Genomic DNA, 19,686 nt, shown 5'->3' with positions numbered 1-19,686 from the left:
TATGTTCGTCGCCTAGCAATTGCAATGCGCCGAGCACCCGCCCGCTGGGGTCGCCGAAAACACCAAAAAACCCTTCGACCGCGGGCGACATCCCCTCAGGAAAGAGCTCTGGCGAGGCGGAATTGCCCGCCCGCAAGCTGGGCGGAGCGAATTCCGGTGGCCTCATTGGCACCTCCTCGCTTGGTAGCAGGTTGCTCCTGTCCTGTGCAGCGATCCGCTCGTCCGGCGCGCGCTGGTCGCCGTCGCGCCAGATCAGGGGACGAAAGGACTCTGCGGGATCCGAGGCTTGGTGATGGTGCCCAGTTGGTACGAAAGACGATGGCAGAACAGCGGCGTCTTCATTAGCTTCCCCAGGGAGCTTCTCTGGCCGACCCAATGCCTTCTGCGGCCCGCTGTGCTGCGCAGCGGCGTCCCCAATGGCACGAGCCTCCATGCCGAGTGCGTCTTCCGGACGAGCAGCAAGGGCAATTTCGCGCCCGAGTGCGGCGGACGGCAGGAACTTCCGGAGTTGAGCTAGTGCAATGATCCTCCGGTCACCACTGGAGGCCTTATAGCGCTTGGCATCTTCATCCAGCGACTCCTCGTGAAGCCGAGCCGCAATCCCCGGCTTGTTGTTTTCAACCAGGTATTCACTGAAACGTCTAAGAGTAGCTCCATAGTCGTGAATGGTTTGGCGATTCGGCCCGGTCGCAGGCGCTCCCTTGTACTCTTTGATGAGAGCCGCTTTGTACTCTTTGATGAGCACGGCGTCGGCAGGGTCGGGATTCAGGACAGCGCGGCCCACCATTGGCACTCCGCCCGCCGACTCTCTGAGACGACGCAGTGCCACAGCCACAGTCGAGGAGCCACCACTGCTCTCGTACTCCTTGAGATCTTCATCCAGCGACTCCTCGTGAAGCCGAGCAGCAAATCCCGGCTTGTTATTTTTAAAGAGCCAACGACCAAAGCCGTAAAGAGAATTTACATGGCGCTTGACCGTTTCCTCCTTGGCCTTACCCGCGTAGAGTGACCTCAGCCCTTCGACAACGGTCGCATCGTTGGAATAAAGAGGACGCTTGCAGCCGCGACCGTCGGAGACCACTACTGGAGGATCTGGCTGCACCGCCGCCGGCACGGGGGAACGAGCATGGTCACGCAACTCGAACGGTGCGGAAGGATTCAGATCACCCACTGACGAATCCGGCGCATGATGATGGCGCGCCGTTGAGTGACCCGGCTGCAGCACCGAGGCACCTAGCATCGACCCACTGCCTCCGGCGTACGGCGCCGCGGCGTGTTCTTGTCCGCTCCCTTGCATCATGGGCTGCGCTTCCCATGGGGCCGCGCCTTCGATGAGGCTCAGGTCTCCGTGAGACGGATGAGGATGGAACGGGTCTGGCAGAGCCGGAACGCCGGGGGCGGGAATTTGGGCAGCGGCTTGGCGCGCCTCGCCCGAGCGCTGCTCAAAGCCCTCTTGCCCGGCCTGTGCCGCTTGCTCTTGAGATGCCGGGGGCTGCACCTGCCGCCAACCTGTTACATTGGATAGGTCAAATTTGTGCCGGTTCACGTTAGCCTCACGTCCACAGATCAGCTGAGCAACCTACTCGGGCATACTTACGAGAAGCTGACGAGGTCCGCGGTCCCGGAGCGGGTAGGCCTAATTTTCTGCGCGCCGCTTGCGCTGGCGCGACGTAGCCCGGCCTTTTGCCAGCTCGGCAGCTACGGCTCGCAAAGAGCGTCGTAAGGCTTGCGGAGCCGCCCCTCAGCTCCCGTCGAGGAGCAATCCACAATTCACATATTTGGAGATGGCTCGCTGGTTTACCGGTCTGCGAGCCCTGCAAGCCCATGCTTCAGATGCCGCCCGTGCAGAGGTATTTCATTTCGAGGTAGTCCTCGAGGCAATGGCGGGAACCCTCCCGCCCGATGCCGGACTGCTTCACTCGGCCGAAAGGCGCGGCTTCCGACGACATGCGTCCCGTGTTCATACCACTATGCCATATTCCAAGGCCTCGGCGACACGCCAAACACGCTTCCGTTTGAGGCACAAATGTGGGGGAAGGCCGTAGATCGTGTCGTTGGCCTCATGCACGACCTATCCGCATCGTCGAAGCAATCACAGGCGCCAGCCGCCCGAATGTCTCTTTCTTGCGCGATGGTCATCTCGCTGGAGACCGGACCGATAGTTCGACGTGCCATTCGCGCGATGCGTTTGCCCCCGCATCGATTCTGCGGCCTTTCGCGACGGCATGGGATTCGATTTTGGCCAGAGCCTGCCTGTCGATCAGCGCACCGATCGCCACTCCGGAGCAAAGCCCTCGCCAACGATAAGTGGCGGACTTTCTCCACGAACTCTCGACAAACACCTTCGTGAACGCCTGACTGGACGGGGGTAGCCATGCCGAACAGGTCGCATAACCACGCCATCGTTCGGCGACTGCAGCCGCGAAGCGTCTCGAACACATCGGCTCGATGCGGTTGCGTCCAGAATGCATCAGCGAGCGGCGGGAGTCTTCGCTATATTCGCCCCCGACATCCCGAAGTCCACCAGCTTGCCTGCCAAAAAGGGGTGTTGCATGAATAAACCCGCTTTCGTCGCCGTCAGCCGCGTGCCCAGGAAGGACGACAGTCTCCATAGCAAGAATGCGAGATGATCATCGTATTCAGCGGCAGCGTGCCGGCGAAATTGGGTGTTCGGCAAGCCAAATAGCGCGATGCAGAAGGATGGTGAGGATTTCGCGTCCGCCACTGCGATGCATAGAGCCACCCTTCGCAACCGACCAGCGCAACAAAGCTCGTTATGCGGCGCGTAGGTTCGTAGACGCTTATCCAGTATCGAGATAACAAGGCCGCTGCGCAGGAACGAACTCTGAGAGCGCACCCTGCGAGAGGTTGCGCTTGCTGACGCGGCTGTGGAAGAAGCAGGGGCTCGCGCCGAAGCGCATGATCACCGACTAGCTTCGCTCGTATGGAGCGGCAAAGCGACAGATGATGCCGGACGTCGAGCACCGGTCGCACAAGGGGTTGAACAACAGAGCGGAGAATTCCCATGTGCCGCCGCGAAAACGGGAGCGGATGATGCAGGGGTCCGATCGCCGGGAGGCCTGCAACGCTTCGTCTCGACCTTGTCAGCCCTCCGCAACCTCTTCGTCCCCCGCCCCAAACGTTCTGCTCTCGCCATACATGTTCATCGCTTGCAAGCCATCGCCGAATGGAAGGCCGTGACTGGAACGCCCGCAACAATGGATTGCTAACGGCGAACTCATGCTGGTCGGCAAGGCGATACTGGCTGGAGCATCAACTCGGCCGACGAGAGTGGCCACACCATCCTAGACAGGATCGGCCGATATGCCCGGCATCGCCGCTCTGCAAAAAGCACAGCGGGCATCCAGACGTTGCCGGGTTGACTATGGGTGTCCGAACCGCGAAAAGAGGCCGCTCTTTATGAGTGGCGTGCGCTGGCAGTCTAACCCCAAGCCCCCCGCCCGGGCTGCCGGCGCGCTTCTAGGAACATCGAGGTAGATGACGAGACTCCGAACTACATTTCCAAAGCTATCGGTGGATTCACATTTCAAGCCCAATCGATTTCCTACAGCCAGGCGCGAACGTTCGATTGGAACATTCAGAATTCACATCAAGGTGCACCGCTATTGCGTCCCGAACAGGTTCGGCTGCTCGATGACGACTACGAGATTGTTCTCATCAAAGGTCTGCCACCATTAAAATTGAGGAAGGTGCGATATTTTTCGGATCGCATTCTGAAACGCATCTTTGAAAGCCAGACAGGCGCCCTCCCGGAGCCGGCGCCCTTGACGGGAGCAGAGGAGGCGCTCTCCGCAGAATCTCAACTCGATGACCCGCTGTGTGAATTGGCGCAGGACTTTGACGATACAGTTTGATGTGAGGCTAGTATGAACCCGCGAAATAGTAATCCATCCCGTGTAACAGCTTTGTCGCAGGTGCAGGACGCCGGCTTGGAAGACGGGCAAGCGGTCCAGGCCCGGCGAGTGGGCTTTGAGCAGCACGTGTCCGAGGCGCTCCGGCCGCTGTTCGATGGTCGAGCTGACGAGCCGCCTACCGGTCCAGAGGAGCTTCTGCGACTGGAAAAGGGGTTTCGCGAGGTGCTTCAGCGAGGGCAGGATCATCAAGCCGCCTCGTCTTTTTTCAGCGATCCAAGAATGCCCGCTGGACGGGATGACCCCAAGGGAAGCGTGTCGGACGCTTTCGCAGCAGCCGGCTCTAGGCACGCCGTAGTTGAGGCCGCCGCCCCGCCAGTGTTAGCTGCCAGCCAACAGCAGATCCGGCCCTCGCCAGTTGCGTTTGACCGGCCGGTATCATCCTCGGCTGCTGCAGGCGTGCGCTTGTATGCCCCTTCGATGATCTCTCGGAAGACCAGTTCCGAAAACTGCGATCAGTTGCCCGCCTTGTGCTGCCGCCTCGCCGTCGAGGTCGAAACGCCCGCGAATCAATGGAAGGTCAGCGGGCCATGGGGGCAGAGTGCAACGGTGTCTACACCGCCTGTTTGAGGGGAGAGGTACACTTGGCTTTCCTGTTCCAGCAGCATCCGGCCGCACACCGACGCGATGGGGAGCTAGAATTCAACTCGGACCTTCGCAAGGCACGCACCGCGGCTCAAACGCCGTTCGTTTGGGAAAAATGGCTCAGTACCGACAAAGCTTCTGTAATGGCCCTAGTGGCCTCGGTTGCGCTCTTGGTCGCGATACAGTGGCAAGACCCCCAGATCAACGAGGCGGTCCTAAGCGAACTGCGGACGATTCAGATCAACTACGCATTGCTCCAGCGAGACGTCGCCCGCGCCGACATGGTATTGGACTTCCGTTCCGTTGCTTCTACCGGGCAAGCATTAAAAAGGAACCTTCAAAACTACCAACGCCTTGTTGAGATTTCGCCCAATGAGAGCTCCGGGGTGCACTCCAGGTTGGTTGCACAGCTCAAAAAGTCCCTCGAAAACACAGAAGCTGCCATCTCGAACTCGGCCGCGCAAAATGAGCTTCTGCAAAGCTCTCTCGTACGCTTTGCTCGCTCGGCTAATCGCCTTTGGGGGGGAGTGTCGAACAGGCCTGAATTTTCCAATCTGATCCTTCAATTTTCGGCCAGACCGGGATTCAGCCTCGCATTACAAATCGATCAGTCTCTCCGCCGACTTCCTCCTAGCCAGGACCAAGTCACGGAGGATGTTGCCCGCGAGGGCCGCGCTATCCTGTCCTCAATGTTGAGGTTGGACCGCGCTGTCAATCGGATCCCATCCTTCGACACGTTCGCCAAGGCTGCCGAATTGGAGCGAGAACATCTGAAAGCCTACAGCTTCGCCAGCGCGCAAGCGCAGCGTACACGGCTTTTCTTTGGCTTGGTGTCCATATGCCTCTGCTTGTTTGCGACCATTCGAGCCTCCACGCTGCATGTGCGGACGAACCGGTTGGAAAGGCGGTTAGAGCTTGAAGCGGCGATGAGTGAGATCGAAGCTTGTTTCATCGACAGTCAAGCAACGAAGGCTTCGCGGCGCTTCTCCACCGAAGCGGCGCTTAGACTCATTCAATGCGTTTTCGATGCGGATCAATGCGCGCTTGCTCTGGTGGATCCGAGTATCAGCAGGAATACCGAGTACTTTGTCGCGAACAAGCGCATGCGCGTCTGGAACGCCACGCTAATCCATGAAGTCGTCTCACTTGTACACCCGGAACAGCCAGTGTTTCGCGTCGTTCCGGCGTCGGAAGTGGTTCGGACTGCCGTAGGCACTACCGGTGTTTGTCAAATTGTTGGTTGCCGGGCCTCCGATCAGCAGGCTGCGGTTTGTATCCTTGTTTTTGAAGGAGATCGCTCACCACCCTCCACAGACGACCTCCTGGTTCTGGCGAGCGCTACTGTGCGTTTAGGCAACCATCTTGAAATGCAACGTGTACACACGGAACGTAACCTTTTTGAGAGTCGATGGGAGCATGCGGAAAGGCTGACGGCTGTCGGCACAATCGCAAGCGGCGTTACACATGAATTCAATAATGTTCTAGGAGCAATAGTCGGCTACGCAGAGATGGCTAAAGGTCTTGTGCGTCGCCCCTCGAGAATTCGGGGCCACATCGGCCAAATTATCTTGGCCAGCAACCGAGCCAAACTGATTATTGATCAAATTTTGTCACTAAGCCGAAATCGGAAGCGCGTGACGATGCCTTTCGACGTCTCGGAGAGTGTAATGGATCTCGCGCCATTGCTGCGGGTTACACTTCGTGCGGATGTTCAGTTGAACTTCAAGATCAACGAGTGGCAAACGGTGATCGAGGGCAGCCCGACCGAGATACAGCAGATCCTTATGAATCTATGCAAGAACGCGTCGGAGGCTCTCTTGAATGAGGGCCGTGTCGAGATTAGCGTTTCTCGCGCTCACGTCTGTCAAACGAAGCCCGTGGCTAAGGGCACCTTGAAACCGGGAGATTACGTTCTCCTCTCCATCAGCGACGATGGCCAAGGAATCGCAAGTTCGGTGCTTCCGCATATCTTTGAGCCCTTTTTTACCACGCGCTCTCGCGTCGGCGGGACCGGACTGGGTCTTGCTGCAGTGGACCGCCATGTGAGCGCGCTCGCAGGATGCCTTGACGTCACCTCGGCTGTTGGCCGAGGTACACGCTTCGATCTCTACTTACCGGCCTGCGCTGAGGAGCAGGTCAGAGCTGATAGCGCTTTCGGCCCATGCGATGGATCACTTGGCAACGGAGAAATCATTGCAGTCGTTGACCCCGATCCAGCAGCGTTGGAGATCTACAAGGATAAGATCGCCGCGCTGGGTTATAAGCCGGTCGGCTTCGCGACCTTCGAGAGTCTTTGCGACTGGATCGAGAGCGGGAAGGCAGCCGACCTCCTAATTTTCGATAAAGCGACTTTCCTCGGGCCAGGACAGCCCGAAGCCGTACGTACCACCCTGATGACGGTGCCCATCATCGTCGTTGGTGGAAGCGACCCCATGCCGATCACATCTGGTAATCAGACCTTCGTCCTTTGGCTAGCCAAACCGGTCTCGTCCAGGACGATAGAGCATGCAATTCGTAGGATGATAATGGCATGATGCCGCCGACGCGCTCAGGATACCGAGCTATCGAGGCAGTCGGAGGCGGAGCCGGCTGGGATCCAGCAAATACAAGAGCGTCGGACGATCTCTGCGCACCCGGCTCATGGCGAGTTCCCCTCGAACACTGTCGTCGGCTTCCGCTCAAGGAAGGCTCCCCGACCACGGCAAACCTGCCGCCGTGCTCGTGACCGTCAAGGACAAGTCGCCGCGCGATGGGGTCTGCGGGCCTCCATCCTTGACAAGTCACTGCGCGCTGGCCGTCGGGACGAGGAGATGGTCGCCAATCGGTCACGCAAGATGGTTGACGAAATGACTCGAGAGCAAAGCTTGACAATCATCGCCCCATTCACGCCAGACTTCTCCTGTGCGTTCATCATCGGCCACGGCTCCTCGCTGCCCCGACAAGGCTATCGCCGCCCGGCCGGGCAAGCGATATCCCAGGTTCCGACGTGTTCCTTTCATGCTTGATGGACCTAGGCCCCGGCAGGCATGTGGCTGGGTTCTTGGTCGCGGATCTGTGAGGCAAGCACGGGGTAAGCGACGGCTCGACCCACCATTGGGAAGGCCGGCTTCGGCACGGAGGTGCGGCCTCGGCGTTGAGAGGCATCGGATCGGGTGTAGCAGGACTTTCGAACTAACTGCCGACAACACACTGGATAGGCCGTTCTCGTCGTTCGGTCCAGTTCACCAACGCCTATGTCGACATTTTACGGCGCTTCACTACTAACCGGGCACCGCACGATGGCAGCTCGTTCTCTCCGGCAAAAGATACTCCCTGTATTAGCTTCCGTGTTGTGTGCTTGCCCTCAACTGCGGGATACGTAAGGCCATCCCTAAAAGCATCGAATGCGGCAGCAACAGCGCGAATCCCAAAGTGATGCTCCCGCCGTACGCGGACAAGACCGTTTTCGAAGTCCACTATTCCGTCCTTGGCCAGCATCGCCAAACGCTCATCTGAACCGCGAAGACGGATCGGATCAGATCCGTGGGCGACACAGATTGCCGGCACGTCAGCCTCGAAATCGCACATTAATCGCTCGATGATTGCGGCTCGCACGCGGTCGTCGTCTGTGAGGCGATGGCCCTTCGATGTCGCCAGTCGGCCAACTGCGATGTGCTGGATGTAGATATCCCGTGTAACTTCGTTTTGAACGTACCCCTGGCCGATGCGGCCGATAGCCGACGCGCCGAAACCGATCAGGGTTCTGCAGGTATCGGCAGAGTAGCCCAACGAGTTACGTCGCAGGCGACCTGTTTCCTGTGCCAGCGCGAGCTCGTCGTGCGGCAAGGCGAAATGGTCGAGCCCGATCTCCCGGTAGCCGGCGGCAACCAGCGTCACGGCGACAGCCGCATGCTGTTCAGCGCGGGCAGCGCTGGCAAGCCGGTCGGGGCGCATGGCGACCGCTGCCCTCGCCGTCTCGACCCACGACACCACCGTAGACGCGGCAGGCGTCCCATGGTGATAACAAACCACCTTGCCGCTGAGCTCGCCTGTGTCTTTGCGTTATGCCAGTCCGTTCCGCTTAGATGTCTTGGCTGTTCCCGCCGAGACCTCACGCGCACCGTTTTGTTCCCACCATCCCTCCCCGTCAGCTCCGCCTGGGAAATTCTGCCAGCTTGCCGGATCCGACGAGATAATGCAGCGCTGGGACGGACTTTGCTCGCCAGCTAGCGACCGTGGTGATCTCTGCCAAAAGGACGAGGCCATGAACGCGATCGGCGCTAACGGTGGGCGTTTGTATAAGCCTTGGGGTGGGAACTGGGCCTTCTATGCTGGCGCCACATACAAGCTCAACGAGACAACTTCGTTCTACCTTCGGCTCTCCCGGTGACCAGCTCTCAGTAGCGTCGCGGCAAACGTTGCCTATGGGCTTCTTTTCGATTTCACAGCTACGGCGACTCCAAACTCAGCAGTCGGCAAGATGGAAGCTTCCAACGGGAACTGCCCAATGCGAACAAGAAGAGCAGTGTCGGCAGTAATCCTGCGCTTCGAACGCTCATCCTAACGCCGTGAAGCGTTGAGCTCCGAGGTTGGGCAGACCAAACCCGCAACACGCTCCAAGAGAACGGCGCATAGAAGCCATACGAGATTGCAGCCTAGCCTTCGGGGCCGGACGTTGTTTCATATCAGACCGGTGGGGATGAAGCCTGCCATCCAGCACCCGGTCAGTTTCAGGTCAAACTTGAACTCCCAGTCGGGTCAGAACGCGATCAACTGGCAGTCCGACGCACTTAAAAATGACAAATGGATCGCCTGCTTTTGGGCCATCCATGGGGAATTCGGGCGCGAGAGAACAAGCTCACACAGCATAAGCGAAGCTCCCGGCGAATCTTGCGCTGGCCGAGGCAGAACCATGTTTAAAGCTGCCTGTTTTCCACCTCGAACCTGCCTGAGTCCGGCCGATCGTCATAGATCGGCCAAAGCATCGGCCAGATGGCTCCCCCAATTACGGTTTGTGCATAGTTGTCAGTACGATAGGCCTGCCGAACATCGGCCATGATCATCATCGGCAGCATCGATTTGTGTCCAAGCCTGGCGACGTCGGCTGTTTTGGGCAAAAGCCTGCACTCGCGTACCGCAGCCAACCTCGCCCATCTCGTGCGCATCATGAACACCTACTACAGCAACCTGATCGAAGGCCACGATACGCGCCCGCGCGACATCGAACGGGCGCTGGTCGGAATTTCGATCGAGACGAGAACCGCCGCAATCTGCAGCTCGAGGCGGCCGCGCACGTTCGCGTGCAAGCCGAGATCGACCGCCTGGCTGCCGATGGGCAGTTGCCGGAACCGGCATCGGTAGGTTTTCTTCGATGGCTGCATGCGGAATTCTACCGCGATGCGGAATCGCCCATGCTGACCATCAAGGGTTCCGGCCGTGAGTTCGTCATGGCGCCAGGTGAGTGGCGATCGAAGCCAGAGCATGACGTCGCCATCGGCCGGCATGAACCGCCTTCGAGCGATCGCGTCAACGATTTCATGCAATACTTTGCCATGCGTTATCGCTTCGATAAGCTGGGCAAGGCCGGACGCATCCTGACCATTCCTGCCGCGCATCACCGCTTCAACTACATTCACCCGTTTCCGGACGGCAACGGACGCGTCAGCCGATTGATGAGCCACGCCATGGCCCTCAGGCCGGGGTCGCCGCGCACGGGCTGTGGTCGATCTCACGAGGCTTGGCACGTGGCGTGAAAAGCCGAACGGATTACAAGAGCATGATGGATCATGCCGATATGCCCCGCCAGGGTGATCTCGACGGACGTGGCAACCTCTCCGAACGCGCACTCGGCGATTTTACCTTATGGTTCCTGCAGGCGTGTATCGATCAGGTGAGCTTCATGACCGGACTGTTCGATCTCGACACGTTGGCCAAGCGGCTGTATCGGCATGTGGAGCGCAGTGGTCTGAAGCCCGAAGCCGGCCGCCTCGTGGAGGAAGCGCTCACGCGCGGTGAGTTTGACCGCGGCGAGGCATCCCGTATTAGCGGACTACCCGAACGTACGGCGCGTCGAGTGTTCAATGACGTAATCGCGCTCGGACTATTGGCGTCGGAAACGCCAAAGGGGCCCAGTGTCCCTACGCTTTCCGGCGGACGCTCTGGACGCGCTGTTTCCGAAGCTTTTTCCGGAAACGTAAGAGCATAGGGCGCTCACGATCTTAGGTCACTTCTCCTCGGAACCGGAAAGATTTTCACCGGATCACCCGCGGGTTCGTCATTCCGCGTTCTGAGACGCGGGAAAAGCCGGCGCACTAGAGCCGAGGCCGCCGATGCAGACATATTTGGTGTCGAGGTAATCCTCGATGCCCTGATGTCCGCCTTCCTTGCCGAGGCCGGATTCCTTGACGCCGCCGAAGGGTGCCTCCGGCGTGGTGATGAGGCCTTCATTGACGCCGACCATGCCGTATTTCAGCCCTTCCATGACGCGGAAGGCGCGGCCGAGATCGCCGGTGTAGAAATAGCAGGCGAGGCCGAATTCGGTGTCGTTGGCGAGCGCTATCGCTTCCTCTTCGGTCTCGAACTTGAACACCGGGGCGACCGGCCCAAAGATCTCTTCCTTCATGAAGCGCATATTGGGTGTCGCGTTGGCGATGACGGTCGGCTGGAAGAACGAGCCGCCGAGCGCATGGCGCTTGCCGCCGGCAACGATCTTGCCGCCCTTGGATGTGGCGTCGGCGATCAGTTCTTCGACCTTCTCGACCGCCTTCTCGTCGATCAGCGGCCCCTGCTGCACGCCGTCCTCGAGGCCAGAGCCGACCTTCAGCCCGTTGCTGGCGGCAGCGAGCTTCTCGACGAACTTGTCATAGACACCTGCCTGGACAAGGAAGCGGTTCGTGCAGACGCAGGTCTGGCCGGAATTGCGATATTTGGCGGTGATCGCACCGGCAACGGCACGCTCGAGGTCGGCGTCGTCGAAGACGATGAACGGTGCGTTGCCGCCGAGCTCCATCGACACCTTCTTGACGGTGACCGACGACTTCTGGATGAGAAGCTTGCCGACCTCGGTCGATCCGGTGAAGGTGATCTTCGACACCAGCGGATTGGCGCAGATCTCGTCGCCGATCTCGCTGGCCGAACCGGTCAGGATGTTGACGACGCCCTTGGGGAAGCCGACTTCCTCGGCGAGCGCGCCCCAGGCGAGACCCGAATATGGTGTCTGCGACGCAGGCTTGACCACGGCGGTGCAGCCGGCGGCGAGTGCCGGGCCAAGCTTGCGGGCCAGCATAGAAGACGGGAAATTCCACGGCGTGATGGCGGCGATGACGCCGACCGGCTCCTTGGTCACCAGGATACGGCGATCCGCCCACGGCGACGGCACGACGTCGCCATAGGTGCGGCGGCCTTCCTCGGCGAACCACAATATGTATGCCGCGGCGGAGCCGATCTCGCCCTTCGATTCGAACAGCGACTTGCCCTGCTCGATGGTCAGCAGTTCGGCCAGCACGTCCTGATTGTCCATCATCGCGTCGTGCAGCTTGCGCAGCAGCTTCGAGCGCTCGAGCGCGGTCGTCTTGCGCCAGGTCTTGAAAGCTTCCGCGGCGGCTTCGATGGCGCGGCGGGTCTCGGCTTTGCCCGACTTCGGCACGGTGCCGATCTTGAGACCGGTGGCCGGGTTGTTGACGTCGACCGTCTGGCCGCTGTCGGCCTGCACCCATTCGCCGTTGATGAGATTGGCCTGGCGCATGAAATGGCTGGTTTTCTGAAGCATGGTCTGGCCTCCGTTCGGATAAGACAATCAGGATCCTGTATGCTGGCTGCGGCTCGCGCTTGCCCAAGCGCCTTTCGCGCGGCCGGCCCCTCCAGCGACGTCTCGCCGCACGCCGGGCGGGTTCATGCCGACTGGTCAGTCCGCGCATGGGCCGCCGCGGTCTCATCAAGAGCCGCGCGAATGCCATCAACCATGTAATCGATCTCTTTAGGGGCGATGACGTAGGGCGGGCAGATTGCCAGCACGTCGCCCATGTTGCGGATCATGACTCCGTGCTCGCGGCACCGCCGCTCGACATCGGTGCCAATTCGCAGCTCCGGCGCAAAGGCGCGACGGGTGGCGCGATCCTCGACGATCTGGATCCCCGCTATAAAACCGCGGCCGCGGACCTCGCCGACCAGTGTATGGTCGTTGAGCGCGTCCGCGAGCGCTGCATGCAGATAATCGCCGAGACGGCGCGCCTGGCTCACGAGATCGATCTCGCGGTAGATCCTGATCGCCTCGGCGGCGACGGCGGCTGTCACCGGATGGCCGGAATAGGTGAAACCGTGGCCGAACACGCCGACCTTGTGGGCCTCGTCGGCGACGCACTGGTAGACCTTGTCGGAGATAATGACGCCGCCAATGGGCAGATGACCGGATGAAAGCCCCTTGGCGACCGACAGCATGTCCGGTTCCATGCCAAAAGTCTGGCTGCCGAACCAATTTCCGGTGCGTCCGAAACCGCAGACCACCTCGTCGGCCAGCATCAGAATGTCGTATTTGCGCAGCACCGCCTGAACCTTTGGAAAATAATTCTCCGGCGGTACCAGCACGCCGCCGGCGCCCATGACTGGCTCTGCGATCATCGCGGCAATCGTCTCTGGCCCCTCCGCCAGGATCAGGGCCTCGAGTTCCTGGGCCAGGCGCGTGGCGTAGTCATGCTCCGCCTCGCCCGGCAGACCGTCGAGATAGTGGAACGGCCGCGCGGCGAATATGACGGGAAGCGGCGGCAGGTTGAAGGACTTGTGCATGTGCGGCAGCCCACTCAGCGCCGCGCCCATGATCGTACTGCCGTGGAAGGCGCCAAACCTGCTGATGATCTTGCGTTTCTCCGGACGTCCCCGCGCGGCCTGGTAATACCAGGCGAGCTTGACCATCGTGTCATTGGCTTCCGAACCGGAGCCGACCAGAAAGACGCGCGCGTGGTCGAACGGCGCCAACGCGGTAAGCTGTTCAACGAGTTCGACGGTGGGCTCATTCGAGCGGTGATTGAAGGTGTGATAGACGGCGAGCTTGCGCATCTGGCGGTCAGCAGCGGCGGCCAGCCGGCTGTCGCTGAAGCCGAGCGAGGCACACCAGAGTCCGCCCATGCCCTCGATATAGCGGTTGCCCGCGTCATCCGTGACGGTCGCGCCTTCGCCGGCCACGATCGTCAACGGACCATGATCCTCATGCAGGCGTGGATCCGTTTGGGAATGAAAGTGCCTGGCCATGTCCAGCACGCGCGATTCGTTGTTCATCAAATTCTCCTTGCGACCAGATAGGCGGTTGCTTCGGCGAGGAATATCTTATAACTTATAAGTTGTCGAGAAAAAATGATCCTGAGAGTGACGTCCAATGGCCAACGCACCCACTCCTTCAAACAACACCCTGCCACCCGACGCGGAGCGGATCGCCCTGTTGCGCGACAGGGCAGAGTTCGTCCGGCTCGAGACGCTGCGCCTCATCCAGATCGCCAAGGTGGGCCACTATTCGTCGGTGTTCTCCTGCGCGGAAATATTCGCCACGCTCTACTACGATGCGATGCGGCTGAGGCGCGGCGAGCCGCAATGGCCGGATCGCGACCGCTTCCTGATGGGCAAGGGACATGCCGCGGTCGGCCTTTACCCGCTGCTGGTCGACTGGGGCTTCTTCTCCAAGGACGTCCTCGATGGCTACACCCGGCTCGGCAATCCGCTTGGCGATCATCCCGACATGCGCAAGGTGCCCGGCGTCGATTTCAGCTCCGGCTCGATCGGCCATGCCCTGTCCGGCGGCCTCGGCATGGTGCTTGGCGGCCGTGCGGCCAACCGGCGCTTCGATGTCTATGTCCTGCTCGGTGACGGCGAGATGCAGGAGGGCCAGGTCTGGGAAGCGGCGCTCTCCGCCGCCCACCATAAGGCCGGCAATCTGATCGCCATCGTCGACCGCAACGGATACCAGCTCGACGGGCAGGTCGACGACATCATCGGCATCGAACCGTTGGCCGACAAATGGGCGGCGTTCGGCTGGCAGGTGCACGAGGTCGATGGGCACGACGTCGTCGCTCTCGCGACGCTGCTGCGACAGTTGAAGGCCGAGGCAGACCGCACCCGGCCCGTCTGCATCATTGCCAAGACCTCCAAAGGCAAGGGCGTTGGTTACATGGAAACCGAACCCGGCTGGCATCTGGGCTATCTCGCGCCATCGGACGAGGCCTTGGCCGCCGAAGAGATCAAGCGTGGAGGCAAAACACAATGAACGGCCCGATCGATACCAACTCCTGGCAGTACCGCCAGATCAACGCGCGTGCGCCTGGCCTGAGTTATCTGGCCAACGCGCTCATTGATCTGGTCGAAGACGGTTATCCGGTCGTGGCCGGTACGGCCGACCTTCAATATTCCAACGGGCTGGTGCGGTTCGCGCAACGCTTTCCCGAACGCTTCACGCAATTTGGCATTTCCGAGCAGAACATGGTTTCGGCTGCTGCCGGCATGGCCAGCACAGGCGCCATGCCGTTCGTCGCTACATTCGCTTCTTTCCTGGCGCTGCTGTGCTGCGAACAGATCAGAACCGACGTCGCCTATTCGGCTCTGCCGGTGCGGCTGATCGGTCATCATGCCGGTATTTCACTCGGCTTCTACGGCACCTCCCACCATGCGACGGAAGATCTTGCCATCATGCGAAGCATCGCCGACCTCACGGTCGTCGCGCCGGCTGACGGCCCGCAACTGGCGGCCGCCGTCAAGGCGTCTGTCAATCATGCCCAGCCAATCTACTTCCGCATTGGCCGCGGCCAGGAACCGCTGGTCTATGAAGACGACAGCGTCGACTTCCAGTTCGGCAAGGCGATCGTTCACGGCGAAGGATCGGACCTGACCATCATCGCCTGTGGCTCGATGGTCCATCCCTCAAGGGAGGCTTACCGCGCGCTGCGCGCGGCGGGCAAATCCGTCGGACTGATCGACATGCATACGGTGAAGCCAATGGATACGAAGGCAGTGCTCTCGGCCGCGGCTCACTCCCGCTTCATTCTAACCATCGAGGAACACAATATCCTGGGCGGTCTGGGCGGCGCCGTGGCGGAAATCCTGGCGGAGGCGGGCAGCCCGGCACGGTTGATACGCCATGGCATCCGCGACGAATACAGCCTGATTGCGCCGCCAACGCATCTCTACAAGCACTACCGGCTGGACGCGGCGGGAATCGAGGCCACCGTTCTTGAAGCCCTCGGCTGAGCCGGCGGACCATAGCCATGCACGGACATTCCGATGACCGATCAGAATAACACCGCCCGACTCATTGAGCGCGCCGGTGCGGTGATGCCGGGCGGATTGCTCAGCCCGAGCCGCAGGCTCGGCGCGCCGCATGTATTTGCCCGGGCGCAGGGTGCGTTTCTCTACGACGTCGACGGACACCAGTACACCGACTTCCATTGCGGCTTCGGCGCCAACGTGCTTGGCCACTGTCATCCGGCGGTGCGCGAACGCATCGCTGCGGTCACGCAGGATATCGATCTTGTCGGTGCGGGAACGATGCGGCTGGAGATCGAGGTGGCGGAGGCGCTGGTCGACTGCATCCCTTGCGCGGATCTCGTCGCCTTCTGCAATTCCGGATCGGAGGCGACCTATCACGCCCTGCGCCTTGCCCGCGCCGCCACCGGTCGCAAGCGCATCATCAAGTTCCAAGGCGGCTATCATGGCTGGCACGACTATGTCGCCATGAACGTACAGTCGCACGCGCAGGCGATCGGCAAGTACGATCCCATCAGTGCTGGCATCCTCGAGGATGCCGCCCGTCACACCATCGTGCTGCCTTACAACGATGCCGGCGCCGTCGAGGATTATCTCAAGGCCAATCCAGGCGATGTCGCGGCGATCATCATCGAGCCAATCGCTCACAATATGGGGTCGGTGATCGCGACGGATGTTTTCCTGCGCGAGCTGCGTCGCCTGACCAGCGATCATGGTGTCGTGCTGATCTTCGACGAGGTCATCACCGGCTTTCGCCACGCGCTCGGCGGCTATCAGTCGATCGCCGACGTCACGCCTGATCTCGCGACCTTCGGCAAGGCGGCCTCGTCAGGCTATCCCGTTGGCGTGGTGGCCGGTCGTCGCGATCTCATGGCGCTCGTCGGCCGGACCGGGGAAGGATCCGTGTTCATGGGCGGTACTTTCAACGGCACGCCGTCGACGCTCGCCGCCATGCAGGCGACGATTGAGGAGCTGTCGAAACCAGGCTTCTACGACCGCCTGTTTGCCCTCGGCGCTTTCATGCGCACGCAGCTGGATGGCATTATCGATCGCCTCGGCCTGCCCGCGCAGAGCGCCGGGTTTGGCTCGGTCTGGCTGATCTATTTCCTCAGCGGTCCTTACCGCGACTACCAGGACTTGCTGGGCAACGACGATGTTTTCGATCTTGCATTCCGCAGAGAGATGGTGGCGAACCGGCTGATCGGCCAGCCGCTTCCGCTCAAGCGTCTCTACCTGTCAGGGAGCCATGACCGGGCGACAGTCGAGAAATCGCTGGATATCATCGAGACAATCCTGCGCAAGCTCTCCGCTGGGAAACCCGCCAGCTCCTAGCCATGTTTCGCAACGGACTTATAGGATATAAGAGCGTCTCGCACTATCCGTTGTCGATTCGGTGCGGCCAAGATTGCAGCGGTGGACCATGAGCACGATGCAGCCAATCGAGCAAGGCAGTCTGTCGGCGAGAACTTATATCTCGCTGCGCGAAGCCCTGATCGCCGGCAATTTCCGGCCCGGCGAAAGACTGTTGATGCAGGATCTGGCGCAACGGCTGGGCACCAGCGTCACGCCTGTGCGCGAGGCCTGTTTCAGGCTCGTCAGCGAGCAGGCGCTGGAACTGCGGTCAGGGCGGTTCATCACCGTTCCAGAGCTGACCCGGTCGCGTTACTGGCAGGTCCGGCTCATTCGCATCGCGCTCGAGGGACTAGCGGCCGAACTCGCCGTTGAGCATGTTTCGGAGAAGGACATTGCAAAACTGGTCGAGATCCATCGCGATTTCGTGGCCGGCGAAACGTCCGGCGATGCTGACCGCGCCCGTCGCGCCAATCGTGAATTCCACTTCGGCGTCTACCGCCTGTCCAAGATGGATATGCTGATCGCGCAGATCGAAAGCCTGTGGGTCTCGATGGGCCCTATCCTTAACGTGTATTATCTGCAGGCCGAGAACGATTACATCGGCGCGGAGGAGCACGAGACGCTGATCGAAGCGTTCCGGACCCGCAACAAGAAGGTGGCGCGTAAGGCGATCGAACGCGACATCGTGCGCGGTGGCATGAACCTGTTGCGGTATTTCGACGAGCAGGACGCGGCCGCCAAGCGGGCGTGATCGAAGCCGCCGGTCATTTGCTGGCGACCTCTCTTCGCGCTGGCTCAGGCCGCCCGAAGGCGCGCGGTGGCATCCTGGTCGACGGCCCAGACGCCCTGCTCGGCGTCCAGCACCAGGGCAACCTTGTAGGACTTGCGAGCCGCTTCGCTTGTTAGCCAGCCGCGGCCAACGCTGGCCGCGACACGGCGGACATCGCGCTTGGTCGGGTCGCCGTAGCCGCCGCCGCCACAGGCAACGAACTCGATGCGCTCGCCGGCGCGGCACGCCTCCTCATGGAAGGCCGGCAATTCCACCAGCTTGCCATCCGTGCCGCGCTTGGCACTGCGACTTGCTTTGGCGTCACCGCCGCCCAGCACGCCACGCGGCGGAAAGGTTGTGCCATCGGCCGAGTAGACCAGTGTCATCTCGTGGTCGACGGGATAGAAGACACCGCCCACCGCGGGAGCGCCCTCGAACTCGCCAATGCCTTGGGTATCCGCCACCACGCCGCGCGATTCAATGATGATGGGATACATGGATTCGTCCACTTCCACGGAATCCAGCGCGATCAGGCCGCCATTCGCCGGCCCGCAATATGTCAACCAGCCGTCATAGCCGTGACGCGCGCCGCCGCCGGCGTAGCCAATGAAGACCTGGTTGACGTAGGGCTGCCCGTCCTTGAACGGATCCTTGCCCGAAATCACCCCGATCCCCGCCGGCAGGTGCGAGCCGCTCTCGGCCTGGCCATAGGGTTCTCCCATCGTCGAGAACACGCAATTGCCGGCGATGATCAACCGGTCGTTGACATTGGTGGTCGCCACCGAGGTGCCTACTGGGTAGCGGGGCTTGCCAACCACGCTTCCCTCCCGCATCAACACCTTGATCCGGCTCTTGGCGCCCTCGTTGTGCGGGATGCCGTCGTCGAGATTGTTGAAGACGCCAATGCGGCACGAGCCCGTGCAGGTGTTTTCCGACAGGTTGAGACCGCCAGGGACGTTATCCATGTTGTCACGCACGTCGACCGTGATCTCGCCGGCTTCAGGGTCGACATCGATGGTGATCCGGACCGGGATGCCCTCCTCCGCCACGCCGGGGACCGGGTCATGGCGGACCTCGTAGGAGAACTTGCCCTTCGGCAATTTGGCGATCTCGGCCATGGCGCGACGCGCACCGTAGTCGAACCAGTCCTCGACGAAATCCAGCAGCGTGTCGCGGCCGTATTTTTCAAGCAGTTCCAAGAGACGGCGTCGACCGGTCCTGCAGGCGCCGATCTGGGCTCGCACGTCGCCCAGCCAGATGTCTGGAACACGGTTGCGCATCATGCCGATGCGCAGGATGTCCTGCTTCTCCCGGTGCTGTTCGACCACACGCACGCAGGGAAAGTGGATCCCTTCCTCATAAACGTTCTTGGCAAATGGCAGATAGGTCGAAGGTGTCGGCGCGCCAGTATCGGCGTGATGGGAAAGCGCCACGGCCCAGAACAGCGGCTTGCCGTCGAAAAAGATCGGCATCGCCATGATCAGGTCGGCATGATGGGTGCCGCCAGTGTATGGGCAGTTGTTGAGGAAGATGTCGCCGTCGGCGATATCGTCGAACAACTCCGTTATCGGACGGGTCGCCAGATCCATCGACATGACGTGGATCGGCAGCGCGTCCTCGGTGGAAACGAGGCGGTGATCATAGGTCAGGATCGCACAGCTCAGGTCGCGGGCGTTCTTGATCACCGCTGAGCGGCTGGCCCGCATCACGACCAGCGTCATTTCCCGCACCACCGCCTCGAACCGGCTTTTGAGAACCGACATCAGGAACGGATCGACGCGGCGCGTTGGCGTCTCCAGGCGAATGACAGGTGAATTCATTTTACGA

Annotated in this window: 11 protein-coding genes and 5 pseudogenes; 10 read left to right on the top strand and 6 right to left on the bottom strand. The window is 60.9% G+C overall.

Annotated elements, in window-relative coordinates; all coding sequences use genetic code 11:
• Window positions 1-1,171, bottom strand: a pseudogene (locus NKH19_RS28620) (hypothetical protein); the annotation flags it as partial.
• Window positions 1,172-1,829: 658 nt separating this feature from the next.
• Window positions 1,830-2,364, bottom strand: a pseudogene (locus NKH19_RS33650) (aldehyde dehydrogenase family protein); the annotation flags it as partial.
• Window positions 2,365-2,871: 507 nt separating this feature from the next.
• On the opposite strand from NKH19_RS33650, the pseudogene NKH19_RS28610 reads away from it, so the two are divergent.
• The 3 genes and pseudogenes from NKH19_RS28610 to NKH19_RS28600 all read left to right on the top strand — a co-directional run.
• Window positions 2,872-3,230 (top strand): annotated as a pseudogene (locus tag NKH19_RS28610) (DDE-type integrase/transposase/recombinase); the annotation flags it as partial.
• 267 nt (window positions 3,231-3,497) lie between these two features.
• Window positions 3,498-3,875: pseudogene (locus NKH19_RS28605) on the top strand (type IV secretory system conjugative DNA transfer family protein); the annotation flags it as partial.
• 641 nt (window positions 3,876-4,516) lie between these two features.
• Window positions 4,517-7,051 carry a two-component system VirA-like sensor kinase gene (locus tag NKH19_RS28600; protein ID WP_352983330.1) on the top strand — a complete coding sequence of 845 codons (2,535 nt, stop codon included), beginning with the start codon at window positions 4,517-4,519 and terminating at the stop codon, window positions 7,049-7,051.
• An 832-nt stretch (window positions 7,052-7,883) separates the two neighbouring features.
• On the opposite strand, the pseudogene NKH19_RS28595 reads toward NKH19_RS28600, so the two are convergent.
• Window positions 7,884-8,492: pseudogene (locus tag NKH19_RS28595) on the bottom strand (oxygen-independent coproporphyrinogen III oxidase); the annotation flags it as partial.
• 1,059 nt (window positions 8,493-9,551) lie between these two features.
• On the opposite strand from NKH19_RS28595, the gene NKH19_RS28590 reads away from it, so the two are divergent.
• Genes NKH19_RS28590 through NKH19_RS28580 form a run of 3 tightly spaced genes read left to right on the top strand, consistent with a single transcriptional unit; the run spans window position 9,552 to window position 10,701 of the window.
• Entirely contained in the window at window positions 9,552-9,857 is a 306-nt protein-coding gene (locus NKH19_RS28590) for a hypothetical protein (RefSeq protein WP_245271846.1), read from the top strand.
• Between the two features lie 50 nt (window positions 9,858-9,907).
• The gene (locus tag NKH19_RS28585) at window positions 9,908-10,249 is read left to right on the top strand and encodes a Fic family protein (protein WP_352983328.1); all 342 of its coding nucleotides are present in this window, start codon (window positions 9,908-9,910) and stop codon (window positions 10,247-10,249) included.
• Window positions 10,250-10,272: 23 nt separating this feature from the next.
• Window positions 10,273-10,701: a Fic family protein gene (locus NKH19_RS28580; protein ID WP_352983326.1), complete on the top strand. Its 429-nt coding sequence runs from the start codon at window positions 10,273-10,275 to the stop codon at window positions 10,699-10,701.
• Between the two features lie 69 nt (window positions 10,702-10,770).
• Here NKH19_RS28580 and NKH19_RS28575 read toward each other — a convergent pair whose 3' ends face one another.
• Window positions 10,771-12,264 (bottom strand): NAD-dependent succinate-semialdehyde dehydrogenase, encoded by a 1,494-nt coding sequence (locus tag NKH19_RS28575; RefSeq protein WP_352983325.1) that lies wholly within the window; start codon window positions 12,262-12,264, stop codon window positions 10,771-10,773.
• Between the two features lie 122 nt (window positions 12,265-12,386).
• Window positions 12,387-13,766: an aminotransferase gene (locus tag NKH19_RS28570; RefSeq protein WP_352793957.1), complete on the bottom strand. Its 1,380-nt coding sequence runs from the start codon at window positions 13,764-13,766 to the stop codon at window positions 12,387-12,389.
• 97 nt (window positions 13,767-13,863) lie between these two features.
• Here NKH19_RS28570 and NKH19_RS28565 point away from each other — a divergent pair, with 97 nt between their 5' ends.
• The 4 genes from NKH19_RS28565 to NKH19_RS28550 all read left to right on the top strand — a co-directional run bounded on the left by NKH19_RS28565 (window position 13,864) and on the right by NKH19_RS28550 (window position 17,841).
• Entirely contained in the window at window positions 13,864-14,745 is an 882-nt protein-coding gene (locus NKH19_RS28565; protein WP_023768618.1) for a transketolase, read from the top strand.
• Window positions 14,742-15,722, top strand: a complete 981-nt coding sequence (locus tag NKH19_RS28560; RefSeq protein WP_352983323.1) for a transketolase family protein — start codon at window positions 14,742-14,744, stop codon at window positions 15,720-15,722. Before NKH19_RS28565 ends, NKH19_RS28560 begins: the two co-directional genes overlap by 4 nt.
• 33 nt (window positions 15,723-15,755) lie before the next feature.
• Complete coding sequence (locus NKH19_RS28555; RefSeq protein ID WP_023768619.1) at window positions 15,756-17,069, top strand: aspartate aminotransferase family protein; 1,314 nt, start codon at window positions 15,756-15,758, stop codon at window positions 17,067-17,069.
• A gap of 88 nt (window positions 17,070-17,157) precedes the next feature.
• On the top strand, window positions 17,158-17,841 hold the full coding sequence (locus NKH19_RS28550; protein WP_023737066.1) for a GntR family transcriptional regulator: 684 nt from the start codon (window positions 17,158-17,160) through the stop codon (window positions 17,839-17,841).
• Between the two features lie 44 nt (window positions 17,842-17,885).
• Here NKH19_RS28550 and NKH19_RS28545 read toward each other — a convergent pair whose 3' ends face one another.
• The gene (locus NKH19_RS28545) at window positions 17,886-19,679 is read right to left on the bottom strand and encodes a hydantoinase B/oxoprolinase family protein (RefSeq protein ID WP_023768620.1); all 1,794 of its coding nucleotides are present in this window, start codon (window positions 19,677-19,679) and stop codon (window positions 17,886-17,888) included.
• Window positions 19,680-19,686 lie beyond the last annotated feature (7 nt).

Source organism: Mesorhizobium sp. M1338, assembly GCF_040318045.1.
Classification (GTDB): Bacteria; Pseudomonadota; Alphaproteobacteria; order Rhizobiales; family Rhizobiaceae; genus Mesorhizobium.
Note: the sequence above shows the minus strand (reverse complement) of the source record. Positions and strands in the feature narration are given on the sequence as shown.

Excerpts from the sequence above, each read along its gene's own strand:
- NKH19_RS28545 (WP_023768620.1), bottom strand. The coding sequence starts at position 19,679 with ATGAATTCACCTGTCATTCGCCTGGAGACGCCAACGCGCCGCGTCGAT.
- NKH19_RS28575 (WP_352983325.1), bottom strand. The coding sequence starts at position 12,264 with ATGCTTCAGAAAACCAGCCATTTCATGCGCCAGGCCAATCTCATCAAC.
- NKH19_RS28555 (WP_023768619.1), top strand. The coding sequence starts at position 15,756 with ATGACCGATCAGAATAACACCGCCCGACTCATTGAGCGCGCCGGTGCG.
- NKH19_RS28560 (WP_352983323.1), top strand. The coding sequence starts at position 14,742 with ATGAACGGCCCGATCGATACCAACTCCTGGCAGTACCGCCAGATCAAC.
- NKH19_RS28580 (WP_352983326.1), top strand. The coding sequence starts at position 10,273 with ATGATGGATCATGCCGATATGCCCCGCCAGGGTGATCTCGACGGACGT.
- NKH19_RS28585 (WP_352983328.1), top strand. The coding sequence starts at position 9,908 with ATGCTGACCATCAAGGGTTCCGGCCGTGAGTTCGTCATGGCGCCAGGT.
- NKH19_RS28550 (WP_023737066.1), top strand. The coding sequence starts at position 17,158 with ATGAGCACGATGCAGCCAATCGAGCAAGGCAGTCTGTCGGCGAGAACT.
- NKH19_RS28570 (WP_352793957.1), bottom strand. The coding sequence starts at position 13,766 with ATGAACAACGAATCGCGCGTGCTGGACATGGCCAGGCACTTTCATTCC.
- NKH19_RS28590 (WP_245271846.1), top strand. The coding sequence starts at position 9,552 with ATGATCATCATCGGCAGCATCGATTTGTGTCCAAGCCTGGCGACGTCG.
- NKH19_RS28565 (WP_023768618.1), top strand. The coding sequence starts at position 13,864 with ATGGCCAACGCACCCACTCCTTCAAACAACACCCTGCCACCCGACGCG.